This is a genomic window from Georgenia sp. Z1491 (assembly GCF_049856175.1).
GTDB lineage: Bacteria > Actinomycetota > Actinomycetes > Actinomycetales > Actinomycetaceae > JB111.
Genome location: NZ_JBNDNA010000008.1, coordinates 62,849 through 79,278, shown reverse-complemented (window position 1 = coordinate 79,278; position 16,430 = coordinate 62,849). Strand labels below are relative to the sequence as shown.

Sequence of the window (16,430 nt, the reverse complement as noted above, 5' to 3'; positions counted from 1 at the left end):
ACGCCGACGTGAGGAGATCCACCGCCGCAACGCCGACCCGGTCAGCCGGCAGCCGGTGCCGCGTCGCCGACCCGGTCAGCCGGCAGCCGGTGCCGCGTCGCCGACCGTGACGTCGTCGTCGTGCTCGGGGTGCGGGTCCCGCGGAGCCTCGCGGCGGCGCCTGCGCGCCTCCACCACGGGGTGCGCGACCGCCGCCAGGGCGTAGGCCCCGATCGCGAGGACGACGATCGTGGCGCCCGGCGACCACGGCCGCACGTAGGTGACGACGAGCCCGGCGACGGTGACGACCAGGCCGATCCCCATCGCGAGGCGCATGGTGCCGGCGAACGACCGCGTGAGCTGCTGCGAGGCCGCCACCGGCACGATCATCAGCGCGGAGACGAGCAGGACGCCGACCACGCGCATCGACACGGATACCGTGAGGGCTGCCATCACCGACACGAGTGCGGACAGCAGCCACGTGGGCAGGCCCGACGACCTGGCGAGCTCCTCGTCGTGGCACAGGGCGAACAGGGCGGGTCGCAGCCCGACCCCGACCCCGATGACGACGACCGCGAGCACGAGCGCGAGCCACATGTCGAGCGAGGACACCGTCGCGATCGAGCCGAACAGGTAGCCGGTGAGGGTCGAGCTCGACCCGCCCGAGATCGTGATGATGAGGACGCCACCCGCGATGCCGCCGTAGAAGAGCATGGCCAGCGCGACGTCGCCGGACGTCCGGCCGCGGGCCCGGACCAGCTCGATGAGCAGCGCCCCGGCGACCGAGGCGACGATCGCCCCCGGTACCGCGAACCGGTCGATCGGGGAGACGCCGGTGAGCGACCCGACGAGCCAGCCGAGCGCGACGCCCGTGAGCGCTACGTGACCGATGCCGTCGCCGAGCAGCGCGAGCCGGCGCTGGACGAGGTAGGTGCCCATGACCGGGGCCGCGACCCCGACGAGCACCGCCACGACCAGCGACCGGCGCATGAGCGGGCTGCCGAGCATCTCGCTCAGCGTCTCGACGATCCCCATCAGATCGCCCCTCTCGGTGCGGGCAGTGGTGCACCCGGCTCGAGGACGGCCCTTGCAGGTGCGTCCTCCGTGGTGTCCTCGTGGTGGTGGTGACGGTGGTCGGGCTCGTCGTGCCCGGGGGCCGGCGGTGGTGGAGCGCCGTCGTGCACGACGGCCCCGTGGCGAAGGACGACGGCCCGGTCGAGGAGGGGGGCCAGCGGGCCGGGCTCGTGCAGCACGACGACGACGGCGCCACCCCGGGCGGTGAAGTCGGCGAGGAGGTCGGTGGTGGCCCGCTGGGACGCGGAGTCCATCGCGGACAGCGGCTCGTCGAGGACGAGCAGGTCCGGGTCGCGCACGAGCGCCCGTGCGACCAGGACCCGCTGCTGCTGGCCGCCGGAGAGCACGTGGACCGGGTCGTTCTCGCGGTCGTCGAGGCCGACGCGTGCGAGGGCCGCCCGCGCACGCGCGTCCGCACCGCTGCGCGGTCGCCAGCGCCAGCCCGCGAGGTCGCCGGCGGCGACGACCTCGCGCGCCGTGGCCGGCACGCCGGAGCCCGCGGAGGCGCGCTGCGGCACGTACCCGAGGCGCGGCCACGGGACGGAGCTCCGGCGTCCGGCCATGTCCCGGCCGTAGAGACGGACCGCGCCGGACGTCGGTCGGCGCACGCCGACGATCGATCGGACGAGCGTCGACTTGCCCGACCCGTTGGGCCCCATGAGGGCGACGCACTCACCGGCTGCCACGGTCAGGGACACGCCACGCAGGATGCGCTGGCCGTCGATCGTCACGCGGACGTCGTCGACCTCGAGGGGTCGGACGGAGGTGGGGGGCGCCTCAGCCACACTGCTGTCCGGTCGCGAGGGCGTCGATGTTCGCCTGCATGGCGTCACGGTAGTCACCGTCGGCGGGCGCGATCTCGAGCGGATCGAGGACCTGGACGTCCGCGCCCGTCTGCTCGGCGACGGCGCGCACGGCGTCGTCGGGCGCGTTGGCGTCGCGGTAGATCGCCGTGGCACCCGACTCCTCGACGAGCGCCGAGAGCTCGGCGATGCGGGCCGGGCTGACCTCGGTGCCGCCGTCGATCCCGGCGAGGCCGGTCTCGACGAACCCGTGCGGGGCGAGCAGGTACCCGTAGGCCTGGTGCCCGACGACGACGGTCTCCACCGAGCAGCTCCCGAGCCGGTCGGCGATCTGCTCGCGCAGGTCCTCGAGGTCGGCGACCACGGCGTCGAGGCCGTCCGCATAGGCGTCGGCGCCGTCGGGGTCGATCTCCGTCAGCCGGTCCGCGACGGTCTCGGCCAGTGCGATCATCCGTTCCGGGTCGAGCCACACGTGCGGGTCGAGCGCGCCGTGGTCGTGGCCCGCGTGGTCGTCGGCCGCGCCGTGGTCCGAGTGGTCGTGACCTTCGGCGTCGTGGGAGTGGTCGTCGGCCGCGTGGTCGTCGGCCGCGTCGGCGTGGGAGTGGTCGTGGCCCTCGTCCTCGTCGTCGTGGTCATGGGCGTCGTCGCCGCCCTGCTCCGCGAGCTCCTCGGGCGCGAGCGGCTCGGTGGGGCCTGCGGCGTCGAGCACGGCGCCTTCTCCGAGCTGGCCGACGGCGTCGTCCATGGCCGCCTGGTACTGCGGCAGGTGCACGACGAGGTCGGCCTGCTCGAGATCGACGACCTGCGCGGGTGCGAGCTCGAGGGAGTGCGCGTCCGCGCCCGGCGGGGTCACGTTCGTCACCGCGACGCGCTCGCCGCCGACCTGCTCCACGAGCCACTCGAAGGCGTACGCGGCGGTGCCGACCTCGACCGCCGCGTCGTCGTCGGGGTCCGCGCCGGAGCAGCCGGCGAGCACGAGCGCAGCCGCGGCGGACGCGAGAACCACGCGGGAGGGACGGAGCATGAGACTCATTCTCATGAGGCTCGAGAACGGGTGTCAATCTGACGGACCGTCGTGTGTCCGACCTCTCCGCCTCCGGCCGCCGCACCGATCGGGCCCCGTCGCCGCCACATGCCACCCGCCCACGGGCCCTGCCGCCCGACCTCCCCGCCTGCGACCTGCGGACCTGGTCGCTACCCTGTCCACGATTCAATCGCCCGCGCACGCGGGCGCCCTCGGAGCACGGAGAAGAGGCTGCATGTCCGGTCGGCCGCTCGGCAGCCGATACACGCTCGATCGGGAGATCGGCCGCGGGGCCGTCGGATCGGTCTGGCGAGGTCACCGCACCGACGACGGGACTGTGGTCGCGATCAAGCGGCTGCGGGCGGAGGTGGCCGAGGACCTGGAGATCGTCCGCCGCTTCATCCAGGAGCGGACCCTGCTGACGAACGTCGTGCACCCGAACGTGGTGCGGGTGCTCGACCTCGTGGCCGAGGGCAGCACGCTCGCCATCGTCATGGAGCTGGTCGACGGGGGAGACCTGCGTCAGGAGATCGACCGGCGCGGGACGCTGACGCCGGCTGACACCGCCGCGTACGGGGCGGGCGTGGCGCGCGGGCTGGCGGCGATCCACGACGGCGGGGTCGTCCACCGTGACGTCAAGCCGGCCAACATCCTCCTTGAGCGCACCGAGCACGAGGTGGTGCCGAAGGTGACGGACTTCGGCGTCGCCCGCGTGACCCACGGCGAGATCACCGAGGCCACGAGCGCGACGATGGTGGTCGGGACGCCCCTGTACATGGCGCCCGAGGTCATCCACGAGCGCACGCCCACCCCGGCGAGCGACGTCTACTCGTTCGGGATCCTGCTCTACCGGATGCTCACCGGTATCACCCCGTTCACGGGCGACGGCGGGACCTACGGGGTCATGCGGCGCCAGACCGAGATGATGCCGGGGCGTCCGGACGGACTGCCCGACGAGCTGTGGCACGTCATCGAACGGACCCTCGCCAAGGAGCCCGGGAGCCGGCCGGACGCCGCCCGGCTCGCCGACGAGCTCGACGGCCTGGTCGCCCCCCTCGCCGACCTTCCTGCCCGTACGCGGCTCGTGCACCCGCCGACGGGGACGCCGTCGTCCGGCTCACGTCCGTCCGGTGCGCCGTCGCCCGGCACGGACCTGGCCCGGACCTCGTCGGCGAGCGGCATGCGCGAGCCCGTCCCCGAGGACGCGGACGAGGCGACGGTCCTGCGGGAGCCGTCCGGGTCCGTCCCCGCGGCAGCCACGCGCCTTCCGGTGCGCGGCACGGTGGTGCAGGCGCCCGACGACGCGCCCGTGCGCAGCCGCCGACGCCTCGTGATGCCGGCGGTGCTCGCTCTGGTGGTCGTCGCGATCGTCGCGCTGGGCGCCGTCTGGCTCACCCGGTACCTCGACGAGCCCGAGCCGGGCCCGACGCCGAACCTGTGGGGCATGACGCTCGAGGAGGCGGAGGAGGAGCTGGGCGACGTCGACGTCGTCGTGGAGGACGGTCTCGCCGACTCTCACGAGGTCGGCACCGTGATGAGTCAGTCGCCCCGTCGCGACGAGCAGCACGACGGCGAGGTCGAGGTGACGATCGCCCGGGAGAGCGCCCGCCGGGGCGTCGAGGACCTCGACCCGCTCACGGGCGAGGAGTACTCCGGGTTCGAGGAGGAGGCCGTCGACATCGGCGACGACTCGTTCCTGCACGGCGTGACCTCCGAGCCCGGCGAGCCGTCGGGGAGCTGGGGCTGGGACCTCGACTCCGGCTTCCACGTCTTCAGTGCGACCCTCGGGCGGTGGCCCGCGAGCTTCTCCGACCCGGAGGAGCAGGAGAGGTTCGAGTCGCGGGTCGTCGCCGTCGAGGTCACGGGTGACGGCGAGATCCTGTGGAGCGGTTCCGTGACCGTCGACGAGCCGAGGAACGTGACCCTCGACGTCGAGGGGGTCGACGAGCTCGTCATCAGCTGGTCGCTGACGAGCGGGGGCGACTCGACGTCGGCGGCGTTCGCCGTGGGTGACGGCCGCGTGCTCACCCCGCCCGGCGAGCTGCCGGCGCGGTACGGCGACGGCTGAGCCGCGCCGTGGCGGCGCGCCGCGACCGCAGCGGCGCATCGGTACCCTTTCGCCTGAACCCGACCCACTCCAGCGAGACTCGAGGATCCATGACGTCACGGCCGCTCGGCAGCCGCTACACGCTCGACCGGCAGGTCGGCAAGGGCGCGATGGGCGCCGTGTGGGCGGGGCACCGCAACGAGGACGGCAAGCAGGTCGCCGTGAAGATCCTGCGCTCCGAGTACGCCGACGACGCCGAGATCGTCCACCGCTTCATCCAGGAGCGCTCCTTCCTCGTCCGGGTCCTGCACGAGAACGTCGTCCAGGTCCACGACCTGGTGGTCGAGGGCAGCACCCTCGCGATCGTCATGGAGTACGTCCCCGGCGGGGACCTGCGCGGACTGCTCGACGAGCGCGGCACGCTCCCACCCGGCGAGGCCTGCTGGTACGGCCGGCTCATCGCCCGCGGCCTCGAGGCGATCCACGGGCGCGGCGTGATTCACCGCGACGTCAAGCCCGGCAACGTGCTGCTCGCCGAGGGCGGCGCGGACGGGACGATGGTGCCCAAGGTGTCGGACTTCGGCGTCGCCCGCGTCACGCAGGCCCTCCACGCCACCACCTCCACCGCCATGCTCGGTACCCCGCTGTACATGGCACCCGAGATCATCGAGGAGGAGCCGCCCGGCCCGGCCACCGACGTCTACGCGCTCGGCGTCATGCTCTACGAGATGGTGGTCGGCGTGACGCCGTTCGCCGGGCCCGGCGGGACGTACGGGGTGCTGCGCCGGCACTCCGAGAACCTGCCGGGGCGGCCCGAGGGATTCCCCGACCAGCTGTGGACCGCCGTCGGGCGGATGGTCGCCAAGGACGCGGCCGACCGGCCGGGCGCCGCCGACGTGGCGGAGGAGCTCGGACACCTGGCCGAGGAGCTCCGCGGCCTGCCTGCGCTGGGAAAGCTCGACGCCCCACCGCCCGGACCGACCGCCCCGCGGCGGCCGCAGGAGGATGGCACGACGGACCTCGGCCGGCGCACCGCCGCCGCGGCGACCGGGGGCGACGAGACCAGGCAGGTCGATCCCGCCCTCGTGGAGCGGGTGGGCGAGGGGCAGACTCGCATCGCGCCCGCGGGGCAGGTCGCTCCAGGGCCCGGGATGCCTGCTCAGGCCGCGCCCGGACCCGGGGTGCCTGGCCACGGGACGCCCGGCCAGGGGGAGCCTGCGCAGGGTGGGCCGGCCCAGGGGATGCCCGGCCAGGCGGCGCCGTGGCAGGCCGGTCCGGGCGCGGCGGGCCAGCCGTGGGTGGGCCCGGGAGCCACGAGTGCCGGCTCGCCGGCATCGGCCCCGTACGGCGGGCCGGGACCCGGCACGACCGGCCAGGTGTACGGCACGAGCGGTCCGTCCGGACCCGGCGGACCCGGCGGACCCGGCGGTGCCGCGGGCTACGGCGCGACCGGATACGGCGGACCGGGTGCGGCGGGCGGTACGGGCACCGGTGGTTCCGGGGGCGCCACCCGGTCGCGCATGCCGGTGATCATCGGTGGCGCTCTGGTGGCGCTCCTCGTCGTCGTGCTGGTGGTCTGGCTGGTGTTCCTGCGCGGTGGCGAGACGCCCGACCTCACGGGTCAGACGGTCGAGCAGGCGCAGAGCGAGCTCGGCGGTGCAGACATCGTCCCGACCCAGGTGCTGGCCGACGGCCAGGCGGTCGGCACGATCGTCGGCCAGGAGCCGGCGGCGGGGGAGACCCACCACGGCACGGTGGAGGTCGAGGTGGCGCAGCCGAGCACGCGGCTCTACCTCGAGTCGCTCGAGGAGCCCGCCGACGGCGAGAGCTACGGCTACCCCAGGACGGATGCTGTCCAGATCGCCGGCGAGAACTTCCCGTACGGCATCCTCACGAGCGCCGGCCGTGATGCGGACACGCTGGCCTGGGACCTCGACGGCGGCTTCCGCACGTTCATCGGCACGATCGGCCGGTGGGACGACGAGAACGTCCTGCCCGACGAGGAGGCGGCCTTCGACGCCCGCGTCGTCCGTGTCCAGGTCATCGGCGACGGCGCCACGCTGTGGAGCGGCGAGGTCACGCTCAGCGAGGCGGTCGAGCTGGAGCTCGACGTGACCGGTGTCGACGTGCTCCAGGTCGCCTTCACCTCGACCGACGGTGGGCCCGCGACGCTGGCGATCGGCGACGGACGGGTGCTGGCCGTCCCGGACGAGGTGCCGTCGATGTACCAGGACATGTAGCGGCGGTCCGATCCGCGTCCGCGCGGTTCTACCCGCGCCGGAGCTGCACGCGGCGGGTGCGCTGCCGCGCGTGACGCACGGACGGGACGGCGATGCCCGGACGCGCGTCGCCCCACCCGGCCCCGGCGTCTACGGTGGTCCCCGTCCGCACCACCCGGGTGCGGCTCGACCGTCGCGCACGGCGCGGCAGAAGTACGGAGACCACATGGCCGCCACCGCACTCGACAACGTCATCGCCCTCGCCAAGCGACGGGGCTTCGTGTTCCAGTCCGGCGAGATCTACGGCGGTACCCGCTCCGCCTGGGACTACGGACCTCTCGGCGTCGAGCTGAAGGAGAACATCAAGCGCCAGTGGTGGCGCCGCATGGTGACGTCCCGCGACGACGTCGTCGGCATCGACTCGTCGATCATCCTGCCGAGCAAGGTGTGGGTCGCCTCCGGCCACGTCGGCGCCTTCACCGACCCGCTCACCGAGTGCCTCGAGTGCCACAAGCGCTACCGCGTGGACCAGATGCAGGAGGAGTACGCGCAGCGCAAGGGCATCGACAACCCCGACGACGTCGCGATCACCGACCTGCCCTGCCCCAACTGCGGCACCCGCGGGCGCTGGACCGAGCCGCGCGACTTCAACATGATGCTGCGCACGCACCTCGGCCCGGTGGAGGACGAGTCCGGCCTGCATTACCTGCGGCCCGAGACCGCCCAGGGCATCTTCGTCAACTTCTCCAACGTCATGACCTCCGCGCGCCGCAAGCCACCGTTCGGCATCGGCCAGATCGGCAAGTCCTTCCGCAACGAGATCACGCCCGGCAACTTCATCTTCCGCACCCGCGAGTTCGAGCAGATGGAGATGGAGTTCTTCGTCGAGCCCGGCACGGACGAGGACTGGCACGAGTACTGGATCGAGCAGCGCACCGCCTGGTACACCGACCTCGGCATCGCCCGGGAGAACCTGCGGCACTACGAGCACCCCGAGGAGAAGCTCTCGCACTACTCCAAGCGGACGGTCGACATCGAGTACCGGTTCGGCTTCGCCGGCGGGGAGTGGGGCGAGCTCGAGGGCATCGCCAACCGCACGGACTTCGACCTCTCGACGCACTCGGAGCACTCCGGCAAGGACCTGTCCTACTTCGACCAGACGAAGGACACCCGCTGGACGCCCTACGTCATCGAGCCGGCGGCGGGGCTCACGCGCTCGCTCATGGCCTTCCTCGTCGAGGCGCACACCGAGGACGAGGCCCCGAACGCCAAGGGCGGGGTCGACAAGCGCACCGTGCTGCGCCTCGACCACCGGCTCGCGCCCGTCAAGGCCGCCGTGCTGCCGTTGTCCCGCAACGCCGACCTGTCCCCGATGGCGCGGGACCTCGCGGCCGAGCTCCGCCAGAGCTGGAACGTCGACTTCGACGACGCCGGCGCCGTGGGGCGCCGCTACCGCCGTCAGGACGAGATCGGTACGCCCTACTGCCTCACCGTCGACTTCGACTCGCTCGAGGACCGGGCGGTCACCGTGCGCGACCGCGACACGATGACCCAGGAGCGGGTCGCACTCGACCAGGTCGCGGGCTACCTCGCGCAGCGCCTCGTCGGCGCCTGACGCACGTTCCGGCGAGTGAGCGGGGTTCTGCCCGACGAGTGAGCGGGGTTCTGCCCATGCCCGGCGAGTGAACCCCGGCGCTCATCCCGCGACGTCGTCGGACGGTGCCTGGTCCGACGACGCCGTCAGCCTCAGCTCGTGGTGGATCAGGGGGACCGACGCGCCGGACGGAGCCCGGTCGACGTCCGTGCGCACGGGAATGAACCCCGCGCGTGCGAGCGCACGGCCGGAAGCGGCGTTGTCCGGCGAGGTACGCGCCGTCAGCGTCGTCAGACCGCAGCGCACCGCCAGGGTGCGGGCCAGCGCGAGTGCGCCCGCCGCGTGCCCCGTTCCGCGGGCGTCCGCGCGGAGCCAGAAGCCCACCTCGCCGGTCGTCGACGTGACGCCGAACAGCACGAGGCTGCCGACCAGGAGGTCGTCCTGGTCGACGACGGCGAGGAGGGCGAGGTCCCCGCGGGCGAGTCCCGCGGGGACGACGTCACGCGCGATCCGGGCCACCGACGTCGTCGTGTAGGTGGGCTCGGGCAGGTGCGCCCACCTGATCACCGCCTCGTCGCGCGTGCCCTCCGCGTAACGCGCGGCGTCCCGTTCGGCGAGCGGTCGCAGGGTGCGGGAGCCGTCGCCCAGGGGGAGGGTCCGTGCGTCGATCATCCTGCTAAACTAACACGCGATGGTTAAGGGGTGAGATGGGTTACTGGGATCAGGTCCGCACGGTGCAGCGGCGCAGATCGATCGACCCGGGCACGATCGCGGCCGCGTCGGTCCGGCTGCTCGACGAGTCGGGCCTCGCCGGCTTCACGCTGCGCGGGCTCGCCGGGGCGCTCGGGGTGGCGCCCGCGAGCCTGTACTCGCGGCTCGACGGGCTTGCCGACGCCCACGATCTCGCCCTCGACGACGCCCTCGCCCGTGACGCCGACGTCCGGCAGGCCGTCGATGGCGCCGGTCAGGTGCGGCAGGCCGTCGATGGCGCCGGCGAGGTACGTGAGCTCGCGCTGGCGCTCTACCGGCACCTGCTGCGGCACCCGTGGGCCATCCACGTGCTCGCCGCCCGCCCGCCCCGGGGCCCCGCGTACCTGGCCCTGTCGGAGGAGCTCGTACGCCGGCTGCGCAGCAGCGGTCGGGGCGACCCGCTCGCGCTCGCCTACGCGGTGTCGAATCTCGTGCTGGGCAGCGCCCTCACCGCGGGCGCTGCCCGGACGGAGCCGACGACCCCCGTCGACGACGATGCCGCCCCGACGTATGCGCGCCACCACGACCGCGCTGCGGTCGACCCCGAGGCCGTGCTCGACGCCGCGCTGCGCGCACTCCTGGCCGCACCCGACGCCGGGCGGGCGGCGGCCACGAGCACATGAGCGCCGGGTGCCGCCCCGGCCCCACGAACCGGCTGCGGTCGGCGCGACGCGACGACCGCGTGGCCGTCCACCCGAGGTGACGACCGCGCGGCCGTGGGCACCGAGGTGAGGACCGCGTGGCCGTGGGCACCGAGCCGTGAGCAACGAGCCGTGAGCACCGTCCCACCCGGGGCGCCGGCGGGGTGCCGCACAATGGAGAGCCCGTCGGGCGCGACGGACCCGGAGGACGGACGAGCAGGAGCGGGCGGATGACCGGCACGGTGACCGAGGCAGGTGGGGGTGCCCCGTCGGGGACCCGACGGTCGACGACGACGAACCGCACCCTCGACGAGGGGGTGGGACTCCAGGTGGGGGAGGTTCGCGTCGGCGTGCCCGTCGTCCTGGCCCCCATGGCCGGCGTCACCCTGCCGCCGTTCCGGCAGCTGTGCCGCGAGGCGGGCGAGGCTGCGCTGGCGCCCGAGCGCCGGGTGAGCGACGCCGTCGGGACGCATGCTCCCGCGGGCCTGTACGTCTGCGAGATGATCACGTCCAGGGCGCTCGTCGAGCGCACGCCGGACACGATGCGCATGATCACCCCGGACCCCACCGACCCGGTCCGCTCGGTCCAGCTCTACGGCGTCGACCCGGTGACGGTCGCGGCCGCCGTGCGGATCCTCGTGGAGGAGGACCGGGCGGACCACGTCGACCTCAACTTCGGGTGCCCGGTCCCCAAGGTCACGCGCAAGGGCGGGGGAGCGGCGCTGCCCTGGAAGGCCGACCTGTTCACCGACATCGTGCGCGGCGCCGTCGACGCCGCACGCACGGCGAGCAGGGGGCGCGGCCACGAGGTGCCGGTGACCGTGAAGATGCGGATGGGCATCGACGACGACCACCTCACCTACCTCGACGCCGGGCGGGCCGCCGAGTCGGCCGGCGCCGCCGCCGTGGCACTTCACGCGCGCACGCTCGAGCAGCACTACTCGGGCAGCGCGCGGTGGGAGGCGATCGCGCGCCTGAAGGAGGCGGTGCGGACGGTGCCCGTGCTCGGCAACGGCGACCTGTGGTCCGCCGAGGACGCCGCGCAGATGATGGCGACGACCGGGGCGGACGGCGTCGTCGTCGGACGCGGTTGCCAGGGCCGTCCCTGGCTGTTCACCGACCTCGTCGCGGCCGCGACCGGTTCGCCCGCCCGGGTGCGACCGGGGCTGCGCGAGGTGACGGGCGTGCTGCGCCGCCACGCGGAGCTGATGGTCGAGCACCTCGGCGACGAGGACCGCGCGCTGCGCGAGATGCGCAAGCACGTGGCCTGGTACTTCAAGGGTTACCCGGTGGGCGGCGACGCCCGGCGCGCCTTCGCCCTCGTCTCGACCCTCGCCGAGCTCGACGCCCTGGTCGCCGAGCTGGACCTCGACTCGCCCTATCCCGGCGAGGGCGCGGAGGGGCAGCGAGGCCGCGCCGGGGGGCCGAAGCGCGCCCACCTGCCCGACGCCTGGCTCGCCTCGCGCGACGTCGACGACGCCTGGGCCGCCGTGCTCGCCCAGGCCGAGCTGTCCGTCTCAGGAGGCTGAGACCGGCACGACGAGGTCGGGTCGAACACGCACGAGGGGCGCGCGGCCGTGAAGACCGCGCGCCCCTCGCACGTTGGACGAGTGCGTTCACCCGTCGAGCAGAACTCCGCTCACCGTCGAGCAGAACTCCGCTCACTCGTCGAGCGGGGGTCGCTCGCCAGAGGTCAGCTGACGTCGTCGTCGACCCAGTCGAAGGTCTTCGTCACGGCCTTCTTCCACAGGCGGTAGGTGCGCTCGCGCTCCGCCTCGTCGAGCTGCGGCTTCCAGCGCCTGTCCTCGGCCCAGTTGTCGATGACGTCCTGCTCGCCCTTCCAGAACCCGACGGCGATGCCGGCCGCGTAGGCCGCGCCGAGGGCGGTGGTCTCGGCGACGACCGGCTTGACCACGTCCACGCCGAGGATGTCGGCCTGGAATTGCATGAGCGTCTCGTTGGCGACCATGCCGCCGTCGACCTTGAGCTCGGCCAGCTCGGCCCCGGAGTCGGCGTTCATGGCGTCGAGGACCTCGCGCGTCTGGAAGGCCGTGGCCTCCAGGGTCGCGCGGGCGATGTGCCCCTTGTTGACGAACCGGGTCATGCCGACGAGGGCACCGCGGGCGTCGGACCGCCAGTAAGGCGCGAACAGGCCGGAGAACGCCGGGACGAAGTAGGCGCCGCCGTTGTCCTCGACCGTCTTGGCGAGCTCCTCGACCTCGGGCGCCGAGGAGATGATCCCCAGGTTGTCCCGCAGCCACTGGACCAGCGAGCCGGTGACGGCGATCGAGCCCTCGAGGCAGTACACGGCCGGCTGGTCGCCGATCTTGTACCCGAGGGTCGTCAGCAGCCCGTTCTCCGAGAAGACCGGCTCCGTGCCCGTGTTGATGAGCATGAAGTTGCCGGTGCCGTAGGTGTTCTTGGCCATGCCGACCTGGAAGCAGGCCTGGCCGAACGTGGCGGCCTGCTGGTCGCCGAGGATGCCGGAGATCGGCACGTCGGCGAGCAGACCCTGCTGGCGGCCCTTGCCGTAGACCTCGGAGGAGGAGCGGATCTCCGGGAGCATCGAGACGGGGATCCCCATGTCGGCCGCGATGTCCTCGGCCCACGTGAGCGTCGTGACGTCCATGAGCATGGTGCGCGACGCGTTGGTCACGTCGGTCACGTGCAGGCCGCCGTCGACGCCGCCCGTCATGTTCCACAGCACCCAGGCGTCGGTGTTGCCGAAGACGAGGTCACCGGCCTCGGCCTTCTCGCGGGCGCCGTCGACGTTGTCGAGGATCCACTTGATCTTCGGGCCGGAGAAGTAGGTCGCGAGCGGCAGGCCGACGCGCGACTTGTACTTCTCCTCGCCCTCGTCCCCGGCGAGCTCCTTGATGATCTTGTCGGTCCGGGTGTCCTGCCAGACGATCGCGTTGTAGACCGGCTCCCCGGTCTTCCTGTCCCACACGACGGTGGTCTCGCGCTGGTTGGTGATGCCGGCGGCGGCGATGTTGCCGGCGTTGAGGGAGGCCTTGGACAGGGCGAGTCCCACGGCCTCACGGACGTTGTTCCAGATCTCCTTGGGGTCGTGCTCGACCCAGCCCGCGCGGGGGAAGATCTGCTCGTGCTCGAGCTGGCCGACCGAGACGATCTGGCCCGAGTGGTCAAAGATGATGGCCCGGGACGACGTCGTGCCCTGGTCGATGGCAAGGACGTACTTCTGGTCGCTCATGGTGGGGGCGTTTCCTTTCGACGGCGATGTCGATGTGCTTCCGGTCGTCGGCGGTTTCCGGCGACCGGTCCTTCGGGGGTTCGACGGCGGGCGGGGGCCGGAGGGCCCTCGCCCGCCCGCTCTGGGGTCAGTGTGCCGGATCGATCTCGACGACGGGGACGAGCTGGGGCACCGCCGTGCGCGTGGCCGAGGCCGCCGCGTCGTTGTCGGTCTGCTGGGCGGCGAGGATCGCGTCCGCCTGGTCGACCCAGCTCTGCACCTCGCGCTCGCGCCGGGCGTCGTCCCAGCCGAGCAGGGCGCCCATGACCTCGGCGACCTCGGGGGCCGCCGCCTTTCCGCGGTCCGGAAGCTCGAAGTCGAGCCGGACCCGGTGCAGGAGCATGTCCTCGAGGTGGAGAGCGCCCTCGTGCGTGACGCCGTAGGCGACCTCGGCGCGCAGGTAGTCCGGCGCGTGCTCCAGGGGCGTGGCCAGGGTGGGGTCCGCGTCGATCGTCGCGAGGACGTCCGGGAGCTCGGAGCCGTAGCGCGAGACGAGGTGCTCGGCGCGCTCGCGGCTGAGGTCGTACTGGGCGCTGAGGCGCGGCAGCTGGCGGCGGGTGGCCTCCAGGCCGGGTGCGCCGACCAGCGGGGTGGTCGCGGTGATCGACGGCTTCGCCTTCGCGCGGGCCTTGCCGAGCGCGTGGTCGACCGCGTCCTCGGCCATGATCCGGTAGGAGGTGAGCTTGCCGCCCGCGATGACCGTGAGCCCTGGCTGCGGGTTCGTCACGGTGTGCTCGCGGGAGACCTTGGTCGACTCGCCGTCGCCCTTGTCCACCGGCTGCAGCAGCGGCCGCAGGCCGGCGTAGGTGCCGATGATGTCCTCGCGCGTCAGCTTGTCGGAGAGCACGGCGTTGGCCTGCTCGAGGACGTAGTCGATGTCCTCCGACGTCGCGACGGGGGAGTCGACCTGCTCCGTCCACTTGGTGTCGGTCGTGCCGATCACCCAGTAGCGCTGCCAGGGGATGATGAACAGGACGGACTTCTCCGTGCGCAGGAAGACACCGGTCCGGCCCTTGATGCGCTCTTTGGGCACGACGATGTGGATGCCCTTCGAGGCGAGGACCTGCAGCCCGCCCTCGGCACCCCCGAGGCTCTCGGTCTCCTCGGTCCACACGCCGGTCGCACCGATGACGTGCTTGGCGCGGACGGTGATCGCCCGGCCGGTCTCGAGGTCACGGACGATCGCGCCGGTGGCCCGCCCGGAGGCGTCGGTGACGATCGACGTGACCTGCGAGCGGCTCGCGGCGTGGGCGCCGAAGCCCTGCGCCGTGCGCACGAGGGTCATGACCAGGCGGGCGTCGTCGACGCGGGCGTCGTAGAAGCGGATGCCGCCGATGAGGGTCTCGGGGTCCAGGCTCGGGACGAGGTCGAGGGCACCCTTGTGCGAGTAGTGCTTCTGCATGGGCACGGTCGCGCCGCGGTTGCCGATGATCGACAACGCGTCGTACATGCCGACGCCGACCGCCGAGTAGCCGCGCTCGATGACGCGCTGCTTGAGCGGCCAGAGGAACGGCTGGGCCGAGACGAGGTGGGGGGCCGTGGTGGTGAGGAGGATGCCGCGCTCGCGCAGCGCCTCCGACACGAGGGCGAAGTTGAGCTGGTACAGGTAGCGCAGGCCGCCGTGGATGAGCTTGGACGACCACTGCGAGGTGCCCGACGCCCAGTCCCGCATCTCCACGATGCCCGTCGTCAGGCCGCGGGTCGCGGCGTCGAGGGCGACACCCGCCCCGGTGACTCCACCCCCGATGACCAGGACGTCGAGCTCCTTGGTGGCCATCTGCTCCAGAGCGTCCTGGCGCGACTCGGGTGTGAGTGCTGTCGTGTTCACGTGCTCGCTCCTCCATCGGCTCGTGCGTCGACGCCTGAGGATCGCGTCCACCGCGTCGTGTTGATCCTTAGGATGGTCGCCATCGCACATCCGCACAACTCAGGTGGGCGGACGTGCACGACGACGGAGGACCGGTGGACGAGCGTGACCGCGAGCGGGAGGTCTTCGAGGCTGCCTCGATGTACTACCTGCAGGACGAGACCATGGAGACGATCGCTCGGCGCACGGGCGTGTCGCGCTCGACCGTCTCGCGACTGATCAAGCAGGCGCGCGCCTCGGGCATGGTGCGCATCGAGCTGCACCCGCCCGCCGAGATGGGGACGCGGGAGTCGATGGTGCTGCGCGACCTGTTCGGCGTGCAGACGCACGTGGTGACGGTGCGGCCGGCGTCCACCGAGGTGCAGCGGCTCGAGCAGGTGGCCCGCGTGGCCGGCCGGCTGGTGTCGGGCTGGATGCAGCCCGGCTCGGTGCTCGGCATCGCGTGGGGGAACACCATCGCCGCCGTGGTCGCGCAGTTCGTCGCCCGCGCCGCGCCGCGGTCGGCGGTCGTCCAGCTCAACGGCGCGGCCAACCCGACGACGACGGGCATTCCGTACGCTGGCGCCATCATGGAGGCAGCTGCGCGGGCCTTCGAGTCCTCGGTGCACCACTTCCCGGTGCCGGCCTTCTTCGACTACCCGGAGACCAAGCTCGCGATGTGGCGCGAACGGTCGCTCGCCGCGGTCCGCGCGCTCCAGGCACGGACCGACGTCGCGCTGTTCGGCGTCGGCGCCTTCACCGGGTCGCTCAGCTCCCAGGTCTACGCGGGCGGCTACCTCGACCAGACGGAGATCGCGAGCCTGCAGGCGGCCGGCGTCGTCGGCGACATCTGCACCGTGCTGCTGCGGGAGGACGGTACGTACGCGGACATCGCGACGAACGCCCGCGCGTCGGGGCCGTCGCCCGCGGCGCTGCGGCGCATCGGCCGCCGCGTGTGCGTGGTCTCCGGCAGTGCGAAGGTCCGCCCCACGCTCGGGGCGCTGCGTGCGGGTGCCGTGACCGACCTCGTCATCGACGAGCCGACCCTGCGGGCGCTCGCCGAGCGCATCTCGAGGTCCGGGCTGGCGCGCGGCAGGCCGCTGCCCCCGGTGTGAGGGAGGGGTCCGACGGGCACGAACCGCACCCCCGAAGGGACGGGGCACGCGCAGATTCGCACGCATCGACGACACCCGTGCACTT

Annotated in this window: 12 protein-coding genes; 6 read left to right on the top strand and 6 right to left on the bottom strand. The window is 73.0% G+C overall.

The genetic code is table 11. The annotated features are described in order from the left end of the window. Positions 1-75: 75 nt before the first annotated feature. From ACPYO4_RS09745 to ACPYO4_RS09735, 3 genes are read right to left on the bottom strand one after another with little or no spacing between them, the layout of a single operon-like run. Positions 76-1,014, bottom strand: coding sequence for a metal ABC transporter permease (locus ACPYO4_RS09745; RefSeq protein ID WP_425709035.1), 939 nt, complete (start codon positions 1,012-1,014; stop codon positions 76-78). Further along, on the bottom strand, positions 1,014-1,838 hold the full coding sequence (locus ACPYO4_RS09740; RefSeq protein ID WP_425709034.1) for a metal ABC transporter ATP-binding protein: 825 nt from the start codon (positions 1,836-1,838) through the stop codon (positions 1,014-1,016). Before ACPYO4_RS09740 ends, ACPYO4_RS09745 begins: the two co-directional genes overlap by 1 nt. Continuing rightward, the gene (locus ACPYO4_RS09735; protein WP_425709033.1) at positions 1,831-2,880 is read right to left on the bottom strand and encodes a metal ABC transporter substrate-binding protein; all 1,050 of its coding nucleotides are present in this window, start codon (positions 2,878-2,880) and stop codon (positions 1,831-1,833) included. Before ACPYO4_RS09735 ends, ACPYO4_RS09740 begins: the two co-directional genes overlap by 8 nt. 235 nt (positions 2,881-3,115) lie before the next feature. Here ACPYO4_RS09735 and ACPYO4_RS09730 point away from each other — a divergent pair, with 235 nt between their 5' ends. The 3 genes from ACPYO4_RS09730 to ACPYO4_RS09720 all read left to right on the top strand — a co-directional run bounded on the left by ACPYO4_RS09730 (position 3,116) and on the right by ACPYO4_RS09720 (position 8,761). Beyond that, a complete protein-coding gene (locus ACPYO4_RS09730) occupies positions 3,116-4,948 on the top strand; it encodes a protein kinase domain-containing protein (RefSeq protein WP_425709032.1) in 1,833 nt (610 codons plus the stop codon). Positions 4,949-5,037: 89 nt separating this feature from the next. Then, the gene (locus ACPYO4_RS09725) at positions 5,038-7,167 is read left to right on the top strand and encodes a protein kinase domain-containing protein (RefSeq protein ID WP_425709031.1); all 2,130 of its coding nucleotides are present in this window, start codon (positions 5,038-5,040) and stop codon (positions 7,165-7,167) included. A 205-nt stretch (positions 7,168-7,372) separates the two neighbouring features. Continuing rightward, entirely contained in the window at positions 7,373-8,761 is a 1,389-nt protein-coding gene (locus ACPYO4_RS09720) for a glycine--tRNA ligase (RefSeq protein WP_425709030.1), read from the top strand. Between the two features lie 81 nt (positions 8,762-8,842). Here the strand turns inward: ACPYO4_RS09720 and ACPYO4_RS09715 are convergent, their stop codons facing one another. Next, the gene (locus ACPYO4_RS09715; RefSeq protein WP_425709029.1) at positions 8,843-9,412 is read right to left on the bottom strand and encodes a GNAT family N-acetyltransferase; all 570 of its coding nucleotides are present in this window, start codon (positions 9,410-9,412) and stop codon (positions 8,843-8,845) included. Positions 9,413-9,447: 35 nt separating this feature from the next. Between ACPYO4_RS09715 and ACPYO4_RS09710 the strand changes: the two genes are divergently transcribed. Then, complete coding sequence (locus ACPYO4_RS09710) at positions 9,448-10,113, top strand: TetR/AcrR family transcriptional regulator (RefSeq protein ID WP_425709028.1); 666 nt, start codon at positions 9,448-9,450, stop codon at positions 10,111-10,113. Positions 10,114-10,361: 248 nt separating this feature from the next. Further along, positions 10,362-11,660, top strand: coding sequence for a tRNA dihydrouridine synthase DusB (gene dusB, locus ACPYO4_RS09705; protein ID WP_425709027.1), 1,299 nt, complete (start codon positions 10,362-10,364; stop codon positions 11,658-11,660). A gap of 164 nt (positions 11,661-11,824) precedes the next feature. Here dusB and glpK read toward each other — a convergent pair whose 3' ends face one another. Together glpK and ACPYO4_RS09695 are read right to left on the bottom strand one after the other, a co-directional pair. Then, on the bottom strand, positions 11,825-13,345 hold the full coding sequence (glpK, locus tag ACPYO4_RS09700) for a glycerol kinase GlpK (protein ID WP_425709026.1): 1,521 nt from the start codon (positions 13,343-13,345) through the stop codon (positions 11,825-11,827). Between the two features lie 127 nt (positions 13,346-13,472). Beyond that, positions 13,473-15,161 carry a glycerol-3-phosphate dehydrogenase/oxidase gene (locus ACPYO4_RS09695; protein WP_425709124.1) on the bottom strand — a complete coding sequence of 563 codons (1,689 nt, stop codon included), beginning with the start codon at positions 15,159-15,161 and terminating at the stop codon, positions 13,473-13,475. 185 nt (positions 15,162-15,346) lie between these two features. Between ACPYO4_RS09695 and ACPYO4_RS09690 the strand changes: the two genes are divergently transcribed. Continuing rightward, positions 15,347-16,345, top strand: a complete 999-nt coding sequence (locus tag ACPYO4_RS09690; RefSeq protein WP_425709025.1) for a sugar-binding transcriptional regulator — start codon at positions 15,347-15,349, stop codon at positions 16,343-16,345. The last annotated feature ends 85 nt before the right edge of the window (positions 16,346-16,430 follow it).

What these genes read in the sequence shown, in the direction of transcription:
- ACPYO4_RS09745 (WP_425709035.1), bottom strand. Translation starts at nt 1,014, where the DNA reads ATGGGGATCGTCGAGACGCTGAGCGAGATGCTCGGCAGCCCGCTCATG.
- ACPYO4_RS09735 (WP_425709033.1), bottom strand. Translation starts at nt 2,880, where the DNA reads ATGCTCCGTCCCTCCCGCGTGGTTCTCGCGTCCGCCGCGGCTGCGCTC.
- ACPYO4_RS09730 (WP_425709032.1), top strand. Translation starts at nt 3,116, where the DNA reads ATGTCCGGTCGGCCGCTCGGCAGCCGATACACGCTCGATCGGGAGATC.
- ACPYO4_RS09725 (WP_425709031.1), top strand. Translation starts at nt 5,038, where the DNA reads ATGACGTCACGGCCGCTCGGCAGCCGCTACACGCTCGACCGGCAGGTC.
- ACPYO4_RS09720 (WP_425709030.1), top strand. Translation starts at nt 7,373, where the DNA reads ATGGCCGCCACCGCACTCGACAACGTCATCGCCCTCGCCAAGCGACGG.
- ACPYO4_RS09715 (WP_425709029.1), bottom strand. Translation starts at nt 9,412, where the DNA reads ATGATCGACGCACGGACCCTCCCCCTGGGCGACGGCTCCCGCACCCTG.
- ACPYO4_RS09710 (WP_425709028.1), top strand. Translation starts at nt 9,448, where the DNA reads ATGGGTTACTGGGATCAGGTCCGCACGGTGCAGCGGCGCAGATCGATC.
- dusB (WP_425709027.1), top strand. Translation starts at nt 10,362, where the DNA reads ATGACCGGCACGGTGACCGAGGCAGGTGGGGGTGCCCCGTCGGGGACC.
- glpK (WP_425709026.1), bottom strand. Translation starts at nt 13,345, where the DNA reads ATGAGCGACCAGAAGTACGTCCTTGCCATCGACCAGGGCACGACGTCG.
- ACPYO4_RS09695 (WP_425709124.1), bottom strand. Translation starts at nt 15,161, where the DNA reads ATGGCCACCAAGGAGCTCGACGTCCTGGTCATCGGGGGTGGAGTCACC.